This window comes from Roseivivax sediminis (assembly GCF_900112685.1).
Lineage (GTDB): Bacteria > Pseudomonadota > Alphaproteobacteria > Rhodobacterales > Rhodobacteraceae > Roseivivax > Roseivivax sediminis.
This window is the reverse complement of the sequence record NZ_FOMS01000007.1, coordinates 169,007-185,871: the sequence shown is the minus strand read 5'-3', so window position 1 is coordinate 185,871 and position 16,865 is coordinate 169,007. Positions and strand designations below refer to the sequence as shown.

At 69.8% G+C, this 16,865-nt stretch carries 15 protein-coding genes and 2 tRNA genes; 12 read left to right on the top strand and 5 right to left on the bottom strand.

Annotated features, from left to right (window positions below; translation table 11 throughout):
* The first annotated feature begins 106 nt into the window (after positions 1–106).
* From ccoG to ccoS, 4 genes are read left to right on the top strand one after another with little or no spacing between them, the layout of a single operon-like run.
* A complete protein-coding gene (gene ccoG, locus F3H57_RS12715) occupies positions 107–1,657 on the top strand; it encodes a cytochrome c oxidase accessory protein CcoG (protein ID WP_149756287.1) in 1,551 nt (516 codons plus the stop codon).
* Entirely contained in the window at positions 1,654–2,103 is a 450-nt protein-coding gene (locus F3H57_RS12710) for a FixH family protein (RefSeq protein WP_149756286.1), read from the top strand. The genes ccoG and F3H57_RS12710 overlap by 4 nt, the downstream gene beginning before the upstream one ends.
* On the top strand, positions 2,100–4,238 hold the full coding sequence (locus F3H57_RS12705) for a heavy metal translocating P-type ATPase (RefSeq protein WP_149756285.1): 2,139 nt from the start codon (positions 2,100–2,102) through the stop codon (positions 4,236–4,238). The genes F3H57_RS12710 and F3H57_RS12705 overlap by 4 nt, the downstream gene beginning before the upstream one ends.
* A complete protein-coding gene (gene ccoS / locus F3H57_RS12700; protein ID WP_149756284.1) occupies positions 4,235–4,411 on the top strand; it encodes a cbb3-type cytochrome oxidase assembly protein CcoS in 177 nt (58 codons plus the stop codon). The genes F3H57_RS12705 and ccoS overlap by 4 nt, the downstream gene beginning before the upstream one ends.
* On the opposite strand, the gene F3H57_RS12695 is transcribed toward ccoS, so the two are convergent.
* The 3 genes from F3H57_RS12695 to F3H57_RS12685 are packed head-to-tail and all read right to left on the bottom strand — an operon-like array spanning position 4,402 to position 8,499.
* Complete coding sequence (locus tag F3H57_RS12695; RefSeq protein ID WP_149756283.1) at positions 4,402–5,466, bottom strand: lipocalin-like domain-containing protein; 1,065 nt, start codon at positions 5,464–5,466, stop codon at positions 4,402–4,404. The genes ccoS and F3H57_RS12695 overlap by 10 nt on opposite strands.
* Positions 5,456–7,849 (bottom strand): FtsX-like permease family protein, encoded by a 2,394-nt coding sequence (locus F3H57_RS12690; protein WP_223163071.1) that lies wholly within the window; start codon positions 7,847–7,849, stop codon positions 5,456–5,458. The genes F3H57_RS12695 and F3H57_RS12690 overlap by 11 nt, the downstream gene beginning before the upstream one ends.
* Positions 7,846–8,499: an ABC transporter ATP-binding protein gene (locus tag F3H57_RS12685; protein WP_149756282.1), complete on the bottom strand. Its 654-nt coding sequence runs from the start codon at positions 8,497–8,499 to the stop codon at positions 7,846–7,848. The genes F3H57_RS12690 and F3H57_RS12685 overlap by 4 nt, the downstream gene beginning before the upstream one ends.
* Positions 8,500–8,678: 179 nt before the next feature.
* On the opposite strand from F3H57_RS12685, the gene F3H57_RS12680 reads away from it, so the two are divergent.
* A complete protein-coding gene (locus F3H57_RS12680; RefSeq protein WP_149756281.1) occupies positions 8,679–9,617 on the top strand; it encodes a pirin family protein in 939 nt (312 codons plus the stop codon).
* Between the two features lie 12 nt (positions 9,618–9,629).
* Here F3H57_RS12680 and F3H57_RS12675 read toward each other — a convergent pair whose 3' ends face one another.
* On the bottom strand, positions 9,630–10,247 hold the full coding sequence (locus tag F3H57_RS12675; protein WP_149756280.1) for a class I SAM-dependent methyltransferase: 618 nt from the start codon (positions 10,245–10,247) through the stop codon (positions 9,630–9,632).
* 97 nt (positions 10,248–10,344) lie between these two features.
* Between F3H57_RS12675 and F3H57_RS12670 the strand changes: the two genes are divergently transcribed.
* From F3H57_RS12670 to F3H57_RS12660, 3 genes are all read left to right on the top strand, one after another.
* Entirely contained in the window at positions 10,345–11,277 is a 933-nt protein-coding gene (locus F3H57_RS12670) for a LysR family transcriptional regulator (RefSeq protein ID WP_188129680.1), read from the top strand.
* Positions 11,278–11,315: 38 nt separating this feature from the next.
* Positions 11,316–11,392 (top strand) — tRNA-Asp (locus tag F3H57_RS12665).
* A 32-nt stretch (positions 11,393–11,424) separates the two neighbouring features.
* Positions 11,425–11,501: transfer RNA gene (locus F3H57_RS12660), tRNA-Asp, on the top strand.
* 193 nt (positions 11,502–11,694) lie between these two features.
* Here the strand turns inward: F3H57_RS12660 and F3H57_RS12655 are convergent.
* The gene (locus F3H57_RS12655; RefSeq protein ID WP_149756278.1) at positions 11,695–12,264 is read right to left on the bottom strand and encodes a YcbK family protein; all 570 of its coding nucleotides are present in this window, start codon (positions 12,262–12,264) and stop codon (positions 11,695–11,697) included.
* 350 nt (positions 12,265–12,614) lie between these two features.
* Here F3H57_RS12655 and F3H57_RS12650 point away from each other — a divergent pair, with 350 nt between their 5' ends.
* The 4 genes from F3H57_RS12650 to F3H57_RS12635 are packed head-to-tail and all read left to right on the top strand — an operon-like array spanning position 12,615 to position 16,860.
* Positions 12,615–14,228 carry a L,D-transpeptidase family protein gene (locus F3H57_RS12650; protein WP_149756277.1) on the top strand — a complete coding sequence of 538 codons (1,614 nt, stop codon included), beginning with the start codon at positions 12,615–12,617 and terminating at the stop codon, positions 14,226–14,228.
* 33 nt (positions 14,229–14,261) lie between these two features.
* Positions 14,262–15,353, top strand: coding sequence for a UDP-3-O-(3-hydroxymyristoyl)glucosamine N-acyltransferase (gene lpxD / locus F3H57_RS12645; protein WP_149756276.1), 1,092 nt, complete (start codon positions 14,262–14,264; stop codon positions 15,351–15,353).
* Positions 15,354–15,394: 41 nt separating this feature from the next.
* Positions 15,395–15,655, top strand: a complete 261-nt coding sequence (locus F3H57_RS12640) for an acyl carrier protein (RefSeq protein ID WP_149756275.1) — start codon at positions 15,395–15,397, stop codon at positions 15,653–15,655.
* Complete coding sequence (locus tag F3H57_RS12635; protein WP_149756274.1) at positions 15,652–16,860, top strand: beta-ketoacyl-[acyl-carrier-protein] synthase family protein; 1,209 nt, start codon at positions 15,652–15,654, stop codon at positions 16,858–16,860. Before F3H57_RS12640 ends, F3H57_RS12635 begins: the two co-directional genes overlap by 4 nt.
* The last annotated feature ends 5 nt before the right edge of the window (positions 16,861–16,865 follow it).

The window sequence follows — 16,865 nt, the reverse complement described above, 5'->3', positions numbered from 1 at the left end:
AGCGTCACGTCCGGCCGGCGCACGCGCGCCGGCCGGGCTTGATTCAGGTCAAGGCCGCCGGGCCGGCCGACATGCGAGACGGACGCGACATCCAAGGACACCCGACATGAGCGATTCCGACACGCCCCTCTATGCCGCGCGGGAGCCGATCTTTCCCCGCCGCGTCTCCGGCGCCTTCCGGCGCCTCAAATGGCAGATCATGATGGTCACGCTCGGCATCTACTACGTCACGCCGTGGATCCGCTGGGACCGCGGCGCGAACCTGCCCGATCAGGCAGTGCTGGTGGACATGGCCAACCGCCGCTTCTTCTTCTTCGGCATCGAGATCTGGCCGCACGAGTTCTACTTCGTCGCCGGCCTTCTGGTGATGGCCGGCCTCGGCCTCTTCCTCTTCACCGCCGCGCTGGGCCGGGTCTGGTGCGGCTATGCCTGCCCGCAGACCGTCTGGACCGATCTCTTCCTCGCCGTCGAACGCTGGGTGGAGGGCGACCGCAACGCCCGGATGCGCCTGCACAAGGCGCCCTGGTCGGCCCGAAAGGCGCGGCTGCGCATCACCAAGTGGGCGCTGTGGCTGGCCATCGCAATCGCCACCGGCGGCGCCTGGGTCTTCTACTTCGCGGACGCGCCGACGCTCCTGCGCGATCTCGTCACGCTGAACGCCGCGCCCGTGGCCTACGGCTCCATCGCCGTGCTGACCGCGACGACGTTCGTCTTCGGCGGCTTCATGCGCGAACAGGTCTGCATCTACATGTGCCCCTGGCCGCGCATCCAGGGCGCGATGATGGATGAGGACACGTTGACCGTGGCCTACCGCGACTGGCGCGGAGAGCCGCGCGGCAAGGGTCTGCGCCGCCGCAAGAGCAATACCGAGGTTCCCGACCCCCAGGCCACGACCCGCGCCGCCGGGCCCAAGATGGGCGGCCGCTCGCCGGTGATCCCGATGCATTTCGGAGAGACCAGGGCGGTCATCCAGCGGCCGAAATTCTACGGCGACGAACCCGGCGACTGCATCGACTGCAATGCCTGCGTGAACGTCTGCCCGATGGGCATCGACATCCGCGACGGCCAGCAGATGGCCTGCATCACCTGCGCTTTGTGCATCGACGCCTGCGACGAGGTGATGGAGAAGATCGGCAAGCAGCGCGGCCTGATCGATTACCTCGCCCTGTCGGACGCGCCGCGCGAACGCGCCGGCGAGGCGCCGAAACCCGCGCGCAAGCACATCCTGCGCCCGCGCAACCTGATCTATTTCGGCCTCTGGGCAGCGTTCGGTCTGGCGCTTCTGGTCGCGCTGCTCGTGCGGCCCGAGATCGAGGCGACCATCGCGCCGGTGCGCAACCCGACCTTCGTGACGCTGTCGGACGGGTCGATCCGCAACGCCTACGACCTGCGCATCCGCAACCGCGAGGGCGAGGCGCGGGCGATGGAGGTGTCCCTCGCCGACGCGCCCGGCCTTGCGATCGCGCTGGAGGGCACCGAGGATGGCACCGTGACCGTGCCGGCCGACACACAGGGGCTCACGCGCCTCTACGTCACCGCGCCCGAAGGCTCCGCCCCGGCGACCACGTCGCGCACGGATATCGAGATCGAGGTCCGCGACACCACCTCCGGCGCCACAGCGCGCGTCGACACCACCTTCGACGGAGACGACAGATGACCGACTTCACCCTGAAGGGCCGCCACGTCCTGGCGATGTTCGTGCTGGGCTTCGGCACCATCATCGCGGTCAACCTGACGCTGGCGGTCAACGCCGTGCGCACCTTCCCCGGGCTCGAGACCGCCAATTCCTACGTTGCGAGCCAGGAATACGACGACCGCCGCGCCGCGCAGGAGGCGCTTGGCTGGACGGTCGAGGCGACCGGGGAGAGCGGCGTCGCCGCCGTGGCGCTGGTGGATGCCCATGGTCTGCCGGCCGATCTGCGGGACATGCAGGCGGTGATCGGCCGCGCCACCACGGACGACGGGGAGCGGGTGATGCCGCAGACCGGCCGCGCCGCCGCCGCGCTGGAGATGCCGGAGGGCTACTGGCGCGTCGACGTCATCGCCACCGCGCCCGACGGGACAGCGTTCGAGCAGCGCCTGACGCTGCACGTGACGCCATGACCGCCGCCTGTGCCGCCTGTTCCGCGGTCGATGTCGGCGCGTCGGATGCCCCGAACGGCGGTGGCGCGATCCAGCTCCACCTGCCGGATATCCACTGCGCCGCCTGCATCGCCGAGGTCGAGGAAGCCCTGCGCGCCGCGCCGGGCGTCACTGGGGCGCGCGTGAACCTGACACTGAAACGGGCGAGCGTGGAGGGCGGCGGGCTGACCGCCACGCCGCTGATCGAGGCGCTCGCCGCCGCCGGCCACCGCGCACAGGAGCTCGACCCGAGCCTTCTGGCCGGGCAGGGCGGGGAGATGCGCGATCTGCTGATGCGCACCGGCGTCGCGGGCTTCGCGATGATGAACGTGATGCTGCTGTCGGTGGCCGTCTGGTCGGGCGCGGCGGACGCGACCGCGCAGCTATTCCACCTGATCTCGGCCGCGATCGCGATCCCGGCGGTGGCCTTCGCGGGGCGGCCGTTCTTTGCCTCCGCGCTGCGCGCGCTGGGGCACGGGCGGCTCAACATGGACGTGCCTATTTCGCTCGCCATCGTGCTGGCTGCCGGCGTGTCGCTGATGAACGCGCTCACCGGATCGGAGCAGCACGCCTGGTTCGACGCGGCGCTCGCGCTGACCTTCTTCCTGCTGATCGGGCGCTGCCTCGATCAGGCCGGGCGGCGCGCAGCGCGCTCGGCGGCGGCGGAACTGGCCGCGCTCGACGTGCCGCAGGCGATCCTCTTGACCGATGCCGGCCCGCGCGTCGTGCGCGCCGAAACGCTTGCCCCCGGCGACCGGATCGAGGTGCGCCCCGGCGACCGCTTCCCGGCGGACGGCATCGTCGCGGAGGGGCGCAGCGACATCGACCGCAGCGCGCTGAACGGTGAATCCGCGCCCGCGCCGGTGGCCCCTGGCGGTGCCGTGTCGGCGGGGGAGATCAACCTCTCCGGCCCCCTCGTCGTGACGGTGGAGCGGGCCGGGCGCGACACCGCGCTCAGCCGCCTCACCGACCTCGTGGCCACGGCGGAGGCGCAGCGCTCGCGCTATTCCGGCGTCGCCGACCGCGCCGCGCGGGCCTATGCGCCGCTCGTCCACATCCTCAGCGCCGGCGCCTTCGTCGCGTGGTTCTGGGCGACGGCGGACGGCTGGCGCGCCCTCGACGTCGCCATCGCCACGCTGGTCATCACCTGCCCCTGCGCGCTCGGCCTCGCGGTGCCGGCGGTGTCGACCGTGGCGACCGGGCGGCTCTTCCGCCGCGGCCTTCTGGTCAAGTCGCAAACCGCGCTGGAGCGGCTGGCCGAGGTAGACATGGTGGTCTTCGACAAGACCGGCACGTTGACCACCGGCGCCGCACGGCTGACCGGCAGCCCGGAGCCGCGCGCGCTGGCGCTGGCCGCCGGGCTCGCCACCGCATCGCGCCATCCTTATTCGCAGGCCATCCGCGCGGCAGCCGAAGCGCGCGGCATCGCGCCCGCAGCGGTCTCCGAGGTGGTCGAAGTGCCCGGCCGCGGGGTCGAGGCGCAGCACGAAGGCCGCCGCGTCCGGCTCGGCCATCCCGGCTGGATCGGTGCGGCGGGCGACGGGGTGATGCTCGACGACGGCGAGGGCGGCGCGGTGCGCTTCACCTTCGAGGAGGAGATGCGGCCCGAGGCGCCCGCGCTCATCGCCACGCTGAAGGCGCGCGGCCTGCCGGTCGCGCTTCTCTCCGGCGACGGGGAAGGGACGGTGCGGGCCGCGTCGAACACGCTCGGCATCGACGATGCGCACGCGCGGATGACACCCGAGGACAAGGCCGACTGGCTCGCCGCCCGAGCCGGCGAGGGGCGGCGCGTGCTGATGGTGGGCGACGGGCTCAACGACAGCGCGGCGCTGGCCGGCGCGCATGCCTCGCTCGCCCCAGCCTCGGGGCTGGAGGCGGCGCGCGCGGTTGCCGATGTGGTGCTCGTGGGCGACGATCTCGGGTCCGTCGCGGACCTTCTGATCACGGCGAAGGGCAGTCTCGTAAGAATGCGCGAGAACATCGGCATCTCGGCGCTTTACAACATCGTCGCGGTGCCGGTGGCGGTGCTGGGTTTCGCATCGCCGTTCCTGGCGGCGCTGGCGATGTCGGTGTCGTCGCTGACGGTCACGCTCAACTCGCTGCGGAGGCAGGCATGAACGTTCTGGTGGTGCTCATCCCGGTCTCGGTGGGGCTCGGCCTTGCCGGACTCGCCGCCTTCGTCTGGACGCTGCGCGCGTCGCAATACGACGACCCGGCGGGCGACCGCGCGCGCATCCTCGACGACCGGTTCGACGACGCGCCGGCCGACGACCCGCGCGGTCAGTCGTAACCCGTCATCTCCAGGTAGCCGCGCCCGGCGTGGCTGCCCGAGACGGTGACCGGCCCTTCCCAGTAGGGAAAGCTCGTGCCCATCCAGGCGCCGGGGTTGACCGGCGCGGTGGTCACGTCGAGATCGCGCGCCGGCAGCTCGATCCGCCATTGCAGCGGCAGGGTGCGGCCCGCGACCTCTCCGCGCTCCAGCGGGGTGAGCGTCACCGCGCCGTCGCCGTAGGGTTCGGCTGTGCCGTCCGGTTCGATCCAGGTGGCGGAGGTGAAATGCGTGCCCTCGGCGTCGGTCCGCAGCCCGAAGGCCATGAGCTTCGCGCCGGTCTCGAAGTTCAGTGAGAACCAGTCCCACCCGCTCTGATCCTCCGCCAAGGGCTGCGACGACCATTCCCGGTCGAGCCACGCGCTGCCCGTCACCGCGATCTCCCCGGAGGGCAGGGAGAGCATGCCCGTCGCCTCGTAGAACGGCTGCGAATAGTAGCGGCTGGCCTGCCCGGCGGGCGATTTCACGGAATAGCCGTCCTCGCCGTGGAAGATCAGCGGGCCCGTGGCTTCGAGCGAGAGGTCGTAGGCGAAATCCGCGCCGTTGGCGGTGAGCGTCAGGGCGTCCAGCGGATCGCCATCCGCGGAAGTGGACGTCATCGCCCAATTGTCGATGAAGGCCTCGAACGGCTCGGCCACGCCGGCCTGCCCGATGCCGCCGCGCGCCAGCCGTTCGGCGTGGCGGTGCCGGTCCGGTGTGGTGAGCGCGGCATGGGCCAGCCAGATCTGGTCGGCCTCCCAGCCCTCTGCCGCCGTCGGCGCGAGGGCGGAGCGGAAGAGCGTCCATTGCACCCCGTAGGCCGTGCCGTCCGGGCCTTCGAGGTTGGCGGTCAGGTACCACCATTCGATGCGGAAACCGGGATGGGCGTAGTGATCCTCGGGGAAGGTCAGGGCGCTTCGGCCCGGCATCCGGAAGTCCGCCCCGGCCTCGGATCCGAGCCCGGCATAGCCCTGCGCCAGCGCCGGGGCGGCGAGGAGCGTGACGGCAAAGGCGGCGGCAAGGCGGTCAGCGATCATTGGCGAAGATCCTCAGAAGGCGCGACGGCGGCAGGCGGGTGAGGCGCAGCGCCGGCCAGAGGCAGGCGAGCCCCGCCGCCGCCAGCGCCGCGAGGCCGAGCCACAGCCAGTCGCCGGGGAACAGCAGCATCGGCAGGCGCCATCCGAAGGCGGCGACGTTCACCTTCGCCAGGAGCACCCAGGCAAGCGTCAGCCCCACCGGCACCGACAGCACCCAGGTCAGGAGCGCAAGCAGCAGCGTCCGTGCGACGTCGAGCCGGGCAAGCCGCCCCGGCCGCATCCCCAGCGCCCAGAGCGGCGCAAGTTGCGGCAGCCGCAGCGATGACAGCGTCAGGAGCGAGGTCAGCACCGCGATCCCCGCGACGCCCAGCGTCAGCACGTTGAGCGCGCCGGTCACGAGGAACGTCTGCTCGAACACCCGCAGGGAGATCGCCTTGACCTCTGCCTGGTTCACCACCGCCTGATCGGGCAAGCTCGCCTCCTGCCGCAGGCGATCGGCGAGGGCGGGCGCGTCCTCGGGGTCGATCCGCACCGAAAAGCGCAGGAGCGGCAGGTCCGGGTAGCGCTCCGACATGGGGCCGAGGCCGATACGCACCTCTCCGGCCGGGTTGCCGTAATCGGCGTAGACGCCGGCGACCGGGACCTGCCAGTCCTCGGAGAGGCGCAGGGGGTTGCCGAGCGACAGGTCCGCGCCGCGATAGAGCTGTTCGTTGACGAGGATGCCGGAGCCGTCTGCAACGCGGTCCCAGGCGTCCGGCGCGGCGTCGATCAGCGGGAAATCCTCGCGGTAGGTCGGCGCGTCCGGCACGCCGACGAGCGTCGCGGGCCGGCCGAGCACGTCCAGATCCGTGCTGAGCGTCGGCAGGACGGCGCGGGCGTCCTCCGCGGCGATGGCGCGGGCGCGGGCGGCGGTGGCTTCGTCCGGGGCGGTGACGTAAAGCTCAGCCGCGAGGCGCTGGTCGAGCCAGCCGGTGAAGGTGGTGCGGAACGATCCGACCATAGTGCCGACGCCGACATTGGCCGCGAGCGCCAGCAGAAGCGCCATCAGCGCGAGCGACAACGCCGGCACCTGCTGGCGCGCATCGGCCAGCAGCCATTCGCCCACCGGCCCGCGCGCCAGGGGCCGTGCCGCCCGCAGCGCCGCGATCAGCAGCGGGGGCAGGGCGAGCGCCGCGCCCAGCAGAAGCGCGGCGAGGCTCGCGAAGGCGGCGATGAGGCTCTCGGCGGTGAGCGTCAGCCCGAGGGCGAGCGCAAGCAACAGACCCGCCGCCACCCCTTGCATCGTGAGCATCCGGGCGGAGGCCATCGCCCAGGCGCGCGGCTGCGCCGGCGCGAGCAGCGGCATCCGCGCGACGGTCCAGAGCGCCTGCGCCCCGGCGAGCGCGGTGCCCGCGAGCGTGATCCCGAGGCCGGCCAGCGCCCAGACCGGATCGAAATCCAGCACCCCCGACACCGGCGCGCCGTAGAGCCCCCGAAGCGTCCCCGCGACGCCGGGCAGAAGCGCCGCCGCGATGGCGTAGCCGAGCGCGAGGCCGAGGGTGCCGGCGATCAGCGCGAAACCGGCCAGCTCCGCCGCCAGAAGGAGCACGAGCCGGCGCAGCGGCAGGCCAAGCGCGCGCAGCGTCCGAAAGGTCTGGCGGCGTTGTTCGAACGCGAGCCCGATGGCCGATTGCACGATGAAGAGCCCGACCCCGAAGGCCAGAAGCCCGAAGGCGGTGAGGTTGAGGTGAAAGGAGTCCGTCAGCTCCGCAAGGTCGGTGCCGTCCTCGGGCGTGCTGCGGCTGAGATCCGTTACACTCTCCAGCGGTGGAAGGCCGAAGGGCTGCTCCGGCGCGAGCGTCAGGTAGGACAGCCGCTCCCGATCCAGCAATGCCTGCGCAGTGGTGATGTCGGTCACGGCGATGCCGGGGGCGAGGTCGGGCGCGATCCGGCGGGGCGGCAGATCGCTGCCTTCCAGCTCCGCCGCCGTCTCCGGCGCGACGAGAAGGAGGCCGGGACCAAGGAAGTCCGCCAGGATGTCGCCGTCGCCGGCCAGCGCGCTCAGCCCGGCCTGCGGCGGCGCGGTCAGCGGGTCGACCCCGAGGATCTGGAGGCGCGCGGGCTCCGCGATGCGCCCCTCGATCACCGGGCTGACGAGCCACCCGGCACGGCGCAGGGTCACGAAATCCTCGAGTGTCGCGCCGCCGGGGCGCGACAGCCGGTCGAGCGTGTCCTGCCCCAGCGTCGCCGCCGCGCGGTCGTAGCTCGACCGCGCCTCGGCGTTGATCGCCTGTACCCCGGACCAGAGGGCGGTGGCCAGCGCCAGCCCGATCAGCAGCATCGCCAGTTGCAACGGCTGGCGCCGCCAATGCGACAAAAGCGCGAGGATCGCCGCCCGCGTCACGCGATCCGCCCGCCCGAGAGGTGCAGCACCCGCCCCAGCCGCGCGGCGTGGCGCGGCGAATGGGTCACCATCAGAAGGCCCGCGCCGGTCTCGGCCACGAGGTCGAGAAGCAGGGACAGAACCCGCTCTGCCGTGTCCTCGTCGAGGTTTCCGGTGGGCTCGTCCGCCAGCACGAGGTCGGGGCGCGCGGCGATGGCGCGGCCGATGGCGACGCGCTGCTGCTGGCCGCCCGAAAGCTGCTCGGGGTAGCGCGCCAGCATCGGCGCGAGGCCCAGCCGGTCGGTCAGGGCCCGGGTCCAGTCCGCATCGTGGCGGCCGGCCAGCCGCGCTTGAAAGCTCAGGTTCTGCGCCACGGTGAGCGAGGGGACGAGGTTGAGGCTCTGGAACACGACGCCGATATGGCGGCGGCGGATCTCGGCCCGCCCGGCCTCGTCAAGGCCGTCGAGCCGGGTGCCGTTCAGCGTCAGCGTACCGCTGTCGGGCGCATCGAGACAGCCGAGGCAATGCAGCAGCGTCGACTTGCCCGATCCGCTTTCGCCGGTGAGCGCGACGCTCTCGCCCGCCGTTACGGAGACGGACACCCCGTCCAGCACCTTGATCGCGCCGTCGCCGGTGCGGAAGGATTTCGTCAGATCGTGCGCGTCGAGCATCGGCCCCTCACGTCCCCGGGTGCAGGCATGGTAGCGGCGGGCCGGGCAGCGGAAAGTGCGGGCGGCGCGACATCTTCGTCATTGTGCGGAAGCGCACGAATGTCGCGCGATTTGCGACGTTTCGTGCGGTGCGGAATCGGCTATCTTCGGGGTACACACGGCCTCAGGAGGATGACGCCATGAGCTGGAACCCCGCGCTCGACCCGCATTGCCCGACCGGCGACGAAGTGGACGCGATCGACACGCTGATCGTGCCGCGTGCTCGCGATCTCGGCGGCTTCGAGGTGCGCCGCGCGCTGCCCGCGCCGAAGCGGCAGATGGTCGGCCCGTTCATCTTCTTCGACCAGATGGGCCCGGCGGAGTTCCTGCCGACCAAGGGTCTCGACGTGCGGCCGCATCCGCATATCGGGCTGGCGACGATCTCCTACCTCTATCGCGGGCGGATGCACCATCGCGACAGCCTCGGCACCGATGCGTGGATCGAACCGGGCGCCGTCAACTGGATGGTTGCCGGCCACGGCATCACCCATTCGGAGCGCACGGACGACGCCACGCAGGAGGGGCCCATGCCGTTCTTCGGCATCCAGACCTGGGTGGCGCTGCCCAGGGACCACGAGGATCGCGCGCCGGAATTCCAGCACGCGCCGGCCGGCGACCTGCCGCTCCTGGAGGGGGAGGGCAAGTCCGTGCGCCTGATCCTCGGCAACGCTTGGGGCGAACGCGCGCCGGTCAAGACCGCCTCCGAGATGTTCTATGCCGATGCGGTGCTTCGACCCGGCGCGAAGATCCCGCTGCCCGACGATCATGAGGATCGTGGCGTCTACGTGGTCGAAGGGCGCGTCGAGGTAGCGGGCGAGAGCTACGAGGCCGGCCGGATGATGGTGTTCCGGCCCGGCGACCAGGTGTCGCTGACCGCCGGGCCAGAGGGCGCCCGGCTGATGCTGCTGGGCGGCGCGACGCTGGAGGGGCCGCGCTACATCTGGTGGAACTTCGTCGCCTCCTCGAAGGAGCGCATCGAGGAGGCGAAGGAGGCGTGGCGGCGCGAGGACTGGGCGCATGGCCGGTTCTCGCTGCCGCCGGGCGATGCGTCGGAGTTCATTCCGCTGCCCGCGCGGTGAGGCCGCACGGGCTCAGCGCTTGCGCGCGACCACGAAGCGCGACGGCGTCGAAGGCGGATAAAGGCCAGTCTCGATGATCTCGAAACCGGCGGCGGCGATCGCGCGGTCGATCTGCGGAACCGTCAGAAAGGTGACATCCGGCGCCTTGCCGAGCGGCTTCATCACCCAGATCATGGGGCGATAATACCATTTCTCGCCGATCGCAGGCGTTTTCGAGATGAAAAGCCCGCCGCGCGGCAAGAGCTGCGCAACGGTCGCAAGCGCCGCGCCCACATCCGGGACGAGGTGCAGGAGGTTGAAGGCGAGCACGGCATCAAAGGTCTCTGCGTCATACTCTGCGGGCGTGACGCCGCCCTGCCGAAAGGTGACGTTCCCCGCACCGTCCGCCCACCGCTTCTCTTCCGCGATCTCGATCATCGCGGAAGAGATGTCCGTGGCGGTATAGCGCAGCACGTCACCCGCCAGGCGTAGTGCGGTGGTGCCGGTGCCGCAGCCGAGTTCCAGCACCCGGTCCTCTGACCCGAGATACGTGCGCACCCGCGCGAGAGTCGCCTCGTAGGCGCTGGTATCGGCGATGGGCTGTTTCGCATACCGGGGGGCGATGCGGTCCCAGAAGGCAGCGGAGTTCATGGCGTTTCCTTTCGCGTGCGGTTCTTGGAGACTGGAATGATCCATGCGGCAAGGCTTGGGAATTGCGCAATTCCGTCCTGATGATATGCGTATACGCATGAATTGGGCGGCGATGAACTTCGACTGGAATCAGGTGCGCGCGTTCCTCGCCACGCTCGAGGAAGGCTCGCTGTCGGCGGCGGCGCGGGCGCTGAAGCTGACGCAGCCGACGCTCGGCCGGCAGGTCGCGGCGCTCGAGGCGCAGCTCGGCGTGACGCTCTTCGACCGGGTGGGGCGGGGGCTTGTCCCGACAGAGGCGGGTGCTGCACTGGCCGAACACGTGCGCGACATGGGCGCGGCGGCGGAGCGGCTGTCGCTCGCCGCGGCGGGGCAGGCGCAGTCGGCGCAGGGGCTGGTGCGGATCACGGCGAGCCAGATGTATTCGGCATACCTTCTGCCGGGACCCGTCGCCGCCATCCGCGCGGCGCATCCCGGGATCGGGATCGAGATCGTCGCCACCGACGATCTGTCGGACCTGCGCCGACGCGAGGCCGACATCGCCGTGCGCAATGCCCGGCCCGAGGACGAGGACCTGATCGCCCGGCGGCTGCGCGACGATTCGGGATCGCTCTATGCCACGCCGGGCTACCTGCGGCGTTTCGCGGGGGCGACGGGGCCGGGCGACTTCGGCGGCGCGCAGTTCCTGGGTCTTTCCGACAACGACCGTTACGCGCGGTTCCTGAGGCAACTGGGCTTTCCGATCGAAGAAAGCAGCTTTGCCGTCACGTCGGAAAGCCACCTCGTGCATTGGGCGATGACGCTGGCCGGGCTGGGAATCGGCGCGGCGCCGGTGGCGGTGGGGGACGCGGCGCCCCAGGTGCAGCGGATTTTGCCGGGGCTCGATCCCATCGCTTTCCCGATCTGGCTGGTCGCCCCGCAGGAGCTGCGGACAAGCCGACGCGTGCGGCTGGTCTTCGATCTTCTGGCCGATGCGATTTCCGGCCCCGGAAGTCCTGCAAATACGCTTGACGCCGCCGAAGGCCCCGCCTAGAACGCCCCCCACGCCCGGGCCACGGGCGGACGGCACATGCGGTTGTAGCTCAGTTGGTTAGAGTACCGGCCTGTCACGCCGGGGGTCGCGGGTTCGAGCCCCGTCAACCGCGCCACCGTTCCGTTCCTTCGGCCCGTCGCAGGACATGCGGTTGTAGCTCAGTTGGTTAGAGTACCGGCCTGTCACGCCGGGGGTCGCGGGTTCGAGCCCCGTCAACCGCGCCATGTCCTGCCCGCCCCGAGAGGCTACGGCGCATGTTGATTCCGCACATTGCCGGGTTGGGCTGTTCCACCGATCACATTGAATGTGATCGCGGAATCGGAACGCACGCGGATTTCCGCGTGTTCAGCCTTCATGACACCGGACATGCAAAAGGCGCCCGGAGGCGCCCCTTGTCTCGACTTGGCGGTCCCTGGCTCAGCTGCCCCAGCTGCGCACCGGGCCGCAATCCATGTGAACGAAGTTCGACCCGGTGTAGCGCCCGACGCCGCCCGCCTTGCAGGCCGACGCGGCCCGCGCCATCTGGTTGACCGAGCGCGAGGAGAGTCGCAGGTCCGCCGCCTCCCCGACGAGGTGGCGCGAGTTCTTGGCCACGCCGGACGACCGGCTCCGCAGCATCGCGTTCGTCTCCGGGCTGCGATAGCCGGAAATGAGCATGTACGGCTCGGAACAATCGAGGAGATTGTGCGTTGCCGCCATGATGTCGATCGTGCGCAGATCGATGTCCTTGACCTGGCCGTTGCGCCAGTCGCGCATGAAGTGATTGATCTCCTTGACGGCGTCGGCGATGTACTCGCCCTCGACCCAGTAGATCATGTCGATGCGCTCTCCGGTGCGGCCGGAATACATGCGCACGCGGCGAATGTCGCCGCCGCCGCGCAGGAACCCTGCGGCGTGCGAGAAAGTCGGAGCGGCGGTGAGAGTGGTCGCCGCGAAAGCCTGCAAGAGGCCGCGGCGCGTGAAGCTGCCAGTAGTGCCGTTGGTCATGGATTCGACTGTCCGCTTGCTGTCCCGATTGTCGTGCGAGTCTTGTCTGCTGCCGTCGCCCGCGTCGTTGCGCGGACCCTGCCATCTTTCCCCAGATGCCTTAACATTTATGCCACACCCGGCGACTACGTGGAAGCACGAGTCAGGAAAGGGTTCCCTTGACTTTCGAGACTGGCGGGATCTTGCCGAAGTGCTGTGCGCTCGGGACGGGTCGGCCGGTTCGGAGAGTGCAGCATCGCATCACGGCGGCTGAATTCTTGAACCCTGAGCGATTTGTGAGTGGACAGGCGCTTCGTTCCGACGTCCACTGCCAAGGCGCAGATTTCATTCGGGATTATGGAGAACACTTGATGCGATGCGACCCCAGAGGCGACCTTCCGAGCCCCGCGCGACGCTGGCTGACAGCCGGCATTGCCGCGGCGTTGCTCAGCCTTGCGCCCCTTCCGGTTGCAGCGCAGGTCACGGCATTCAAGCAGGCGGTGGCCGAATCGGTCGGTGAGGACGACGGCGTCGCCGCCTTCTACCGTGGCCGGGTGTTCGAACCTCTCTGGACCGGGCCGGACGAATCGCACCGCGCCCGGCGCGAGGCCCTGCTCGAAGCGGTCGGCGTCGCTTCGGCCCACGGGCTGCCGACGGAGCGCTACGACGCGACCCGCCTGATGGCCGAGATGCGCGCGGCCCGCACCGGCCGCGAACGCGGCGCGCTCGATGTTCGGCTGACCAAGGCGTTCCTGCAATTCGCGCGTGACGTCGGCTCCGGAGCCCTTGTGCCATCGCAGGTCGACAACAGCATCAAGCGTGAAATCATCCACCGCGATCCCGAAGAGCTGCTGAAGCGTCTCGAAGACGGCGATCCGCGAGCGGTCTTCCGCGGCCTTGCGCCGCAGACGCAGGAATACGTCCGGCTCATGCGCGAAAAGATGCGGCTGGAGCGGATCCTGTCCCGTGGCGGCTGGGGCCGGCCGGTGTCCCCGGGCCGGATCTCTCCGGGCGAAAGCGGCGACCGTGTCCTCGCGCTTCGCGACCGCCTGATCGCAATGGGCTATCTCGATCCGACGGTGACGGCCGAATACGACGCCGTTATCCAGCGCGCCGTGGAGGCGTTCCAGTCCGACCACGGCCTGAAGGTCGACGGTGTCGCGGGCGACAGCACGCTTCGCGCACTGAACGTTTCGGCCGAGGCGCGGCTGAAACAGGTGCTTGTGGCGATGGAGCGCGAGCGCTGGCTGACCCGGCCGGAAGGGCTCGGGCAGCGGCACATCAAGGTCAACCTGACCGAGTTCAAGGCGCGCATCTACGATGACGAGCGCGTGACCTTCGAAACGGTGGCGGTGATCGGATCGGACGAGGGCGGGCGGCGCACGCCGGAATTCTCCGACGAGATGGACCACATGGTCATCAACCCGTCCTGGTACGTGCCGCGATCGATCATCCGGAATGAATATCTGCCGCAGCTGCGCCGCAACCCCTACGCGCTCAGCCACATGCAGATCATCAACAGCCGCGGCCAGGTGGTGAGCCGCAATCGCGGCTTCGGGTCGGATTTCCCCTATTCCATGCGCCAGCCGCCGGGGCCGAACAACGCGCTCGGCAAGGTGAAGTTCATGTTTCCGAACAAGTACAGCATCTACCTGCACGACACGCCTTCCAAGCACTTGTTCAGCCGCGAGGTCCGGGCCTTCTCGCACGGGTGCATCCGCCTGGAGAAGCCGTTCGAGTTCGCCTACACGCTGCTCGCGCCGCAGACCGACGATCCCGAAGGCTTCTTTCATTCCCGCCTGCGCACCGGATCGGAGGCGCGGGTGAACCTGGAAACACCGGTGCCGGTGCACCTGATCTACCGCACCGCGTTCACCCAGGCGAAAGGGCGCATGCAGTACCGCGACGACATTTATGGCCGTGACGCGCGCATCTGGCAGGCGCTGTCCTCGGCGGGGGTGGTTCTCGGCCGCGGCGAAAGTTAAACCTCGCGGGCGACGGGGGCCCGGAGGGAACGGATGCAGTATACTATCGCGGAAATCGCCTCGGCGCTGGGGCTGGAGGCCGTCGGCGACGACACCCTCATGGTGACGGGCGTCGCGGAGCCTTCCGACGCACGTGCCGACCAGCTCGCGATGGCGATGAAACCGGAATATGCCGAGGGGCTGTCGCAGGGCCGCGCGCGGGCGGCGATGCTCTGGGGCGAAGCCGACTGGCAGGCGCTGGGGCTGGAGGCCGCGATCCTTGCGCCGCGCCCGCGCTTCGCGCTGTCGGCGCTTTCGGGCATGATGGACCCGGGGCAGGGCTATTCCGCGGGCATTCACCCGATGTCGGTGGTCGATCCTTCCGCCAAACTGGGCGAGAATGTCGCCGTCGGCCCCTTCGCCGTGATCGGTGCGGACGTGGAGATCGGCGACGGCTCCGTCATCGGCCCGCAGGTTCATGTGGGCTGGGGGACGACCATCGGCGCCGGCGCGCTGCTGCACGCGGGCGCGAAGATCGGCGCGCGCTGCACAATCGGCGACCGGTTCATCGCGCATTTCAACGCGGTGGTCGGAAATGACGGCTTCTCCTTCGTCACGCCCGAAGCCTCTGGGGTGGAGAAGGCGCGGGAGAGCCTCGGCGATCAGGGCGAGGTGAAGGGCCAGCCCTGGGCGCGTATCGCCTCGCTCGGGGGGGTGACGATCGGCGACGACGTCGAGGTCGGCGCCTGCGCGGCAATCGACCGCGGCACCGTGCGCGACACACGCATCGGCGATGGCACCAAGATCGACAATCAGGTGCAGGTCGGCCACAACACCGTGGTCGGGCGTCATACGCTCTTGTGCGGGCAGGTGGGGATCGCCGGGTCCGCGACCATCGGCGATTTCGTCGTGCTGGCCGGGCAGGTTGGCATCAGCGACAACATTTGTGTCGGAGACAACGTTATCTGTGGCGGCGCCACCGTGGTGCTGTCCTCGATCCCCGCGGGTCGCGTAATGCTGGGTTATCCCGCCACCAAGATGGATCAGACGCTTGAGAGCTACAAGGCGCTGCGCCGCCTGCCGCGGCTGGCACGCGAGGTCGCGGAGCTTCGGAAATCGGTTTCCAAGGACGCCCCCAACGGATAAGTCTCGCGCCCACGAAAGACCCCTGAACGCGAGGGCCCGCGATGAACGTCAAGGACAAGGTGATCGAGATCATCGCCGAGCAGGCCGTGCTGGAGCCCTCGGACGTGAAGATGGACATGACGCTCGAGGATCTGGGCATCGACAGCCTCGGCCTCGTCGAGTCGATCTTCGCGATCGAGGAGGCCTTCGACATTTCCGTGCCCTTCAACGCCAACGATCCGACCGAAAGCGACTTCGACATCTCCTCGGTGGCGCGAATCGTCGAGGGTGTGGAGCGCCTCGTGGCCGAGCAGCACGCGTGAGGCGCGTGGTCATCACCGGCGCGGGCACGATCAACGCGCTGGGGCGGACCGTGCCGGACACGCTGGAAGCGATGCGCGAGGGCCGCTGCGGCATCGGCCCGCTCGAGATGCGCGACACCGACAGGCTCGCGATCAAGATCGGCGGCCAGGTGAAAGGCTTCGACCCCGAAGAGGTATTCAACCGCCAGCAGATCGCGCTTTACGACCGCTACACCCAGTTCACCCTGATCGCGGCGGAAGAGGCGATCCGGCAATCGGGCCTGACCTTCGACGGGGAACTCGCGAACAATTCCGGCGTGGTGCTGGGCACCTCGGGCGGCGGACTGACCACGCAGGACGAGAATTACCGCGCGGTCTACGAGGAGGGGAAGAACCGGGTTCATCCGTTCGTCGTGCCGAAGCTGATGAACAACGCCGCGTGCAGCCACGTCTCGATGCAGTACAACATCAAGGGGCCGAGCTTCACCGTCGCCTCGGCCTGCGCGTCGTCCAATCACGCGATGGGGCAGGCGTTCTGGTTCGTGCGCTCCGGCATGGCGCCGGTGATGGTCACCGGCGGCTCCGAATCGATGCTGTGCTTCGGCGGGATCAAGGCGTGGGAGGGGTTGCGCGTGATGTCGAAGGACGGCTGCCGCCCCTTCTCGGCTACCCGCAACGGCATGGTGCAAGGCGAGGGCGCCGGCATCTTCGTCTTCGAGGATTACGAGCACGCCAAGGCCCGAGGGGCGGAGATCCTCGCCGAGGTGGCGGGGTTTGCCATGTCCTCGGACGCCGCGGACATCGTCATGCCGTCCAAGCAGGGGGCGGCGCGGGCAATTTCGGCCGCGCTGGCCGATGCGCGGCTCGACCGCGAACGGATCGGCTACATCAACGCGCACGGCACCGGCACGGCGGCGAACGACAAGACCGAATGCGCCGCGGTGGCGGACGTCTTCGGCACCCATGCGGACGACCTGATGATCTCCTCGACGAAGTCGATGCACGGGCATTGCATCGGCGGCACCGGCGCGGTGGAGCTTCTCGCCTGCATCATGGCGCTGCGCGACGGGGTGATTGCCCCGACCATCGGCTACGAGGAGCCGGACCCGGAGTGCGCGCTCGACTGCGTGCCGAATACGGCGCGCGAGGCTAAGGTCGGCGCGGCGCTGTCGAATGCCTTCGCCTTCGGCGGGCTCAACGCGGTGCTGGCGCTGAAGGCGGTCTGACCGGG

What these genes read in the sequence shown, in the direction of transcription:
- ccoG (WP_149756287.1), top strand. Translation starts at nt 107, where the DNA reads ATGAGCGATTCCGACACGCCCCTCTATGCCGCGCGGGAGCCGATCTTT.
- F3H57_RS12710 (WP_149756286.1), top strand. Translation starts at nt 1,654, where the DNA reads ATGACCGACTTCACCCTGAAGGGCCGCCACGTCCTGGCGATGTTCGTG.
- F3H57_RS12705 (WP_149756285.1), top strand. Translation starts at nt 2,100, where the DNA reads ATGACCGCCGCCTGTGCCGCCTGTTCCGCGGTCGATGTCGGCGCGTCG.
- ccoS (WP_149756284.1), top strand. Translation starts at nt 4,235, where the DNA reads ATGAACGTTCTGGTGGTGCTCATCCCGGTCTCGGTGGGGCTCGGCCTT.
- F3H57_RS12695 (WP_149756283.1), bottom strand. Translation starts at nt 5,466, where the DNA reads ATGATCGCTGACCGCCTTGCCGCCGCCTTTGCCGTCACGCTCCTCGCC.
- F3H57_RS12685 (WP_149756282.1), bottom strand. Translation starts at nt 8,499, where the DNA reads ATGCTCGACGCGCACGATCTGACGAAATCCTTCCGCACCGGCGACGGC.
- F3H57_RS12680 (WP_149756281.1), top strand. Translation starts at nt 8,679, where the DNA reads ATGAGCTGGAACCCCGCGCTCGACCCGCATTGCCCGACCGGCGACGAA.
- F3H57_RS12675 (WP_149756280.1), bottom strand. Translation starts at nt 10,247, where the DNA reads ATGAACTCCGCTGCCTTCTGGGACCGCATCGCCCCCCGGTATGCGAAA.
- F3H57_RS12670 (WP_188129680.1), top strand. Translation starts at nt 10,345, where the DNA reads ATGAATTGGGCGGCGATGAACTTCGACTGGAATCAGGTGCGCGCGTTC.
- F3H57_RS12655 (WP_149756278.1), bottom strand. Translation starts at nt 12,264, where the DNA reads ATGACCAACGGCACTACTGGCAGCTTCACGCGCCGCGGCCTCTTGCAG.
- F3H57_RS12650 (WP_149756277.1), top strand. Translation starts at nt 12,615, where the DNA reads ATGCGATGCGACCCCAGAGGCGACCTTCCGAGCCCCGCGCGACGCTGG.
- lpxD (WP_149756276.1), top strand. Translation starts at nt 14,262, where the DNA reads ATGCAGTATACTATCGCGGAAATCGCCTCGGCGCTGGGGCTGGAGGCC.
- F3H57_RS12640 (WP_149756275.1), top strand. Translation starts at nt 15,395, where the DNA reads ATGAACGTCAAGGACAAGGTGATCGAGATCATCGCCGAGCAGGCCGTG.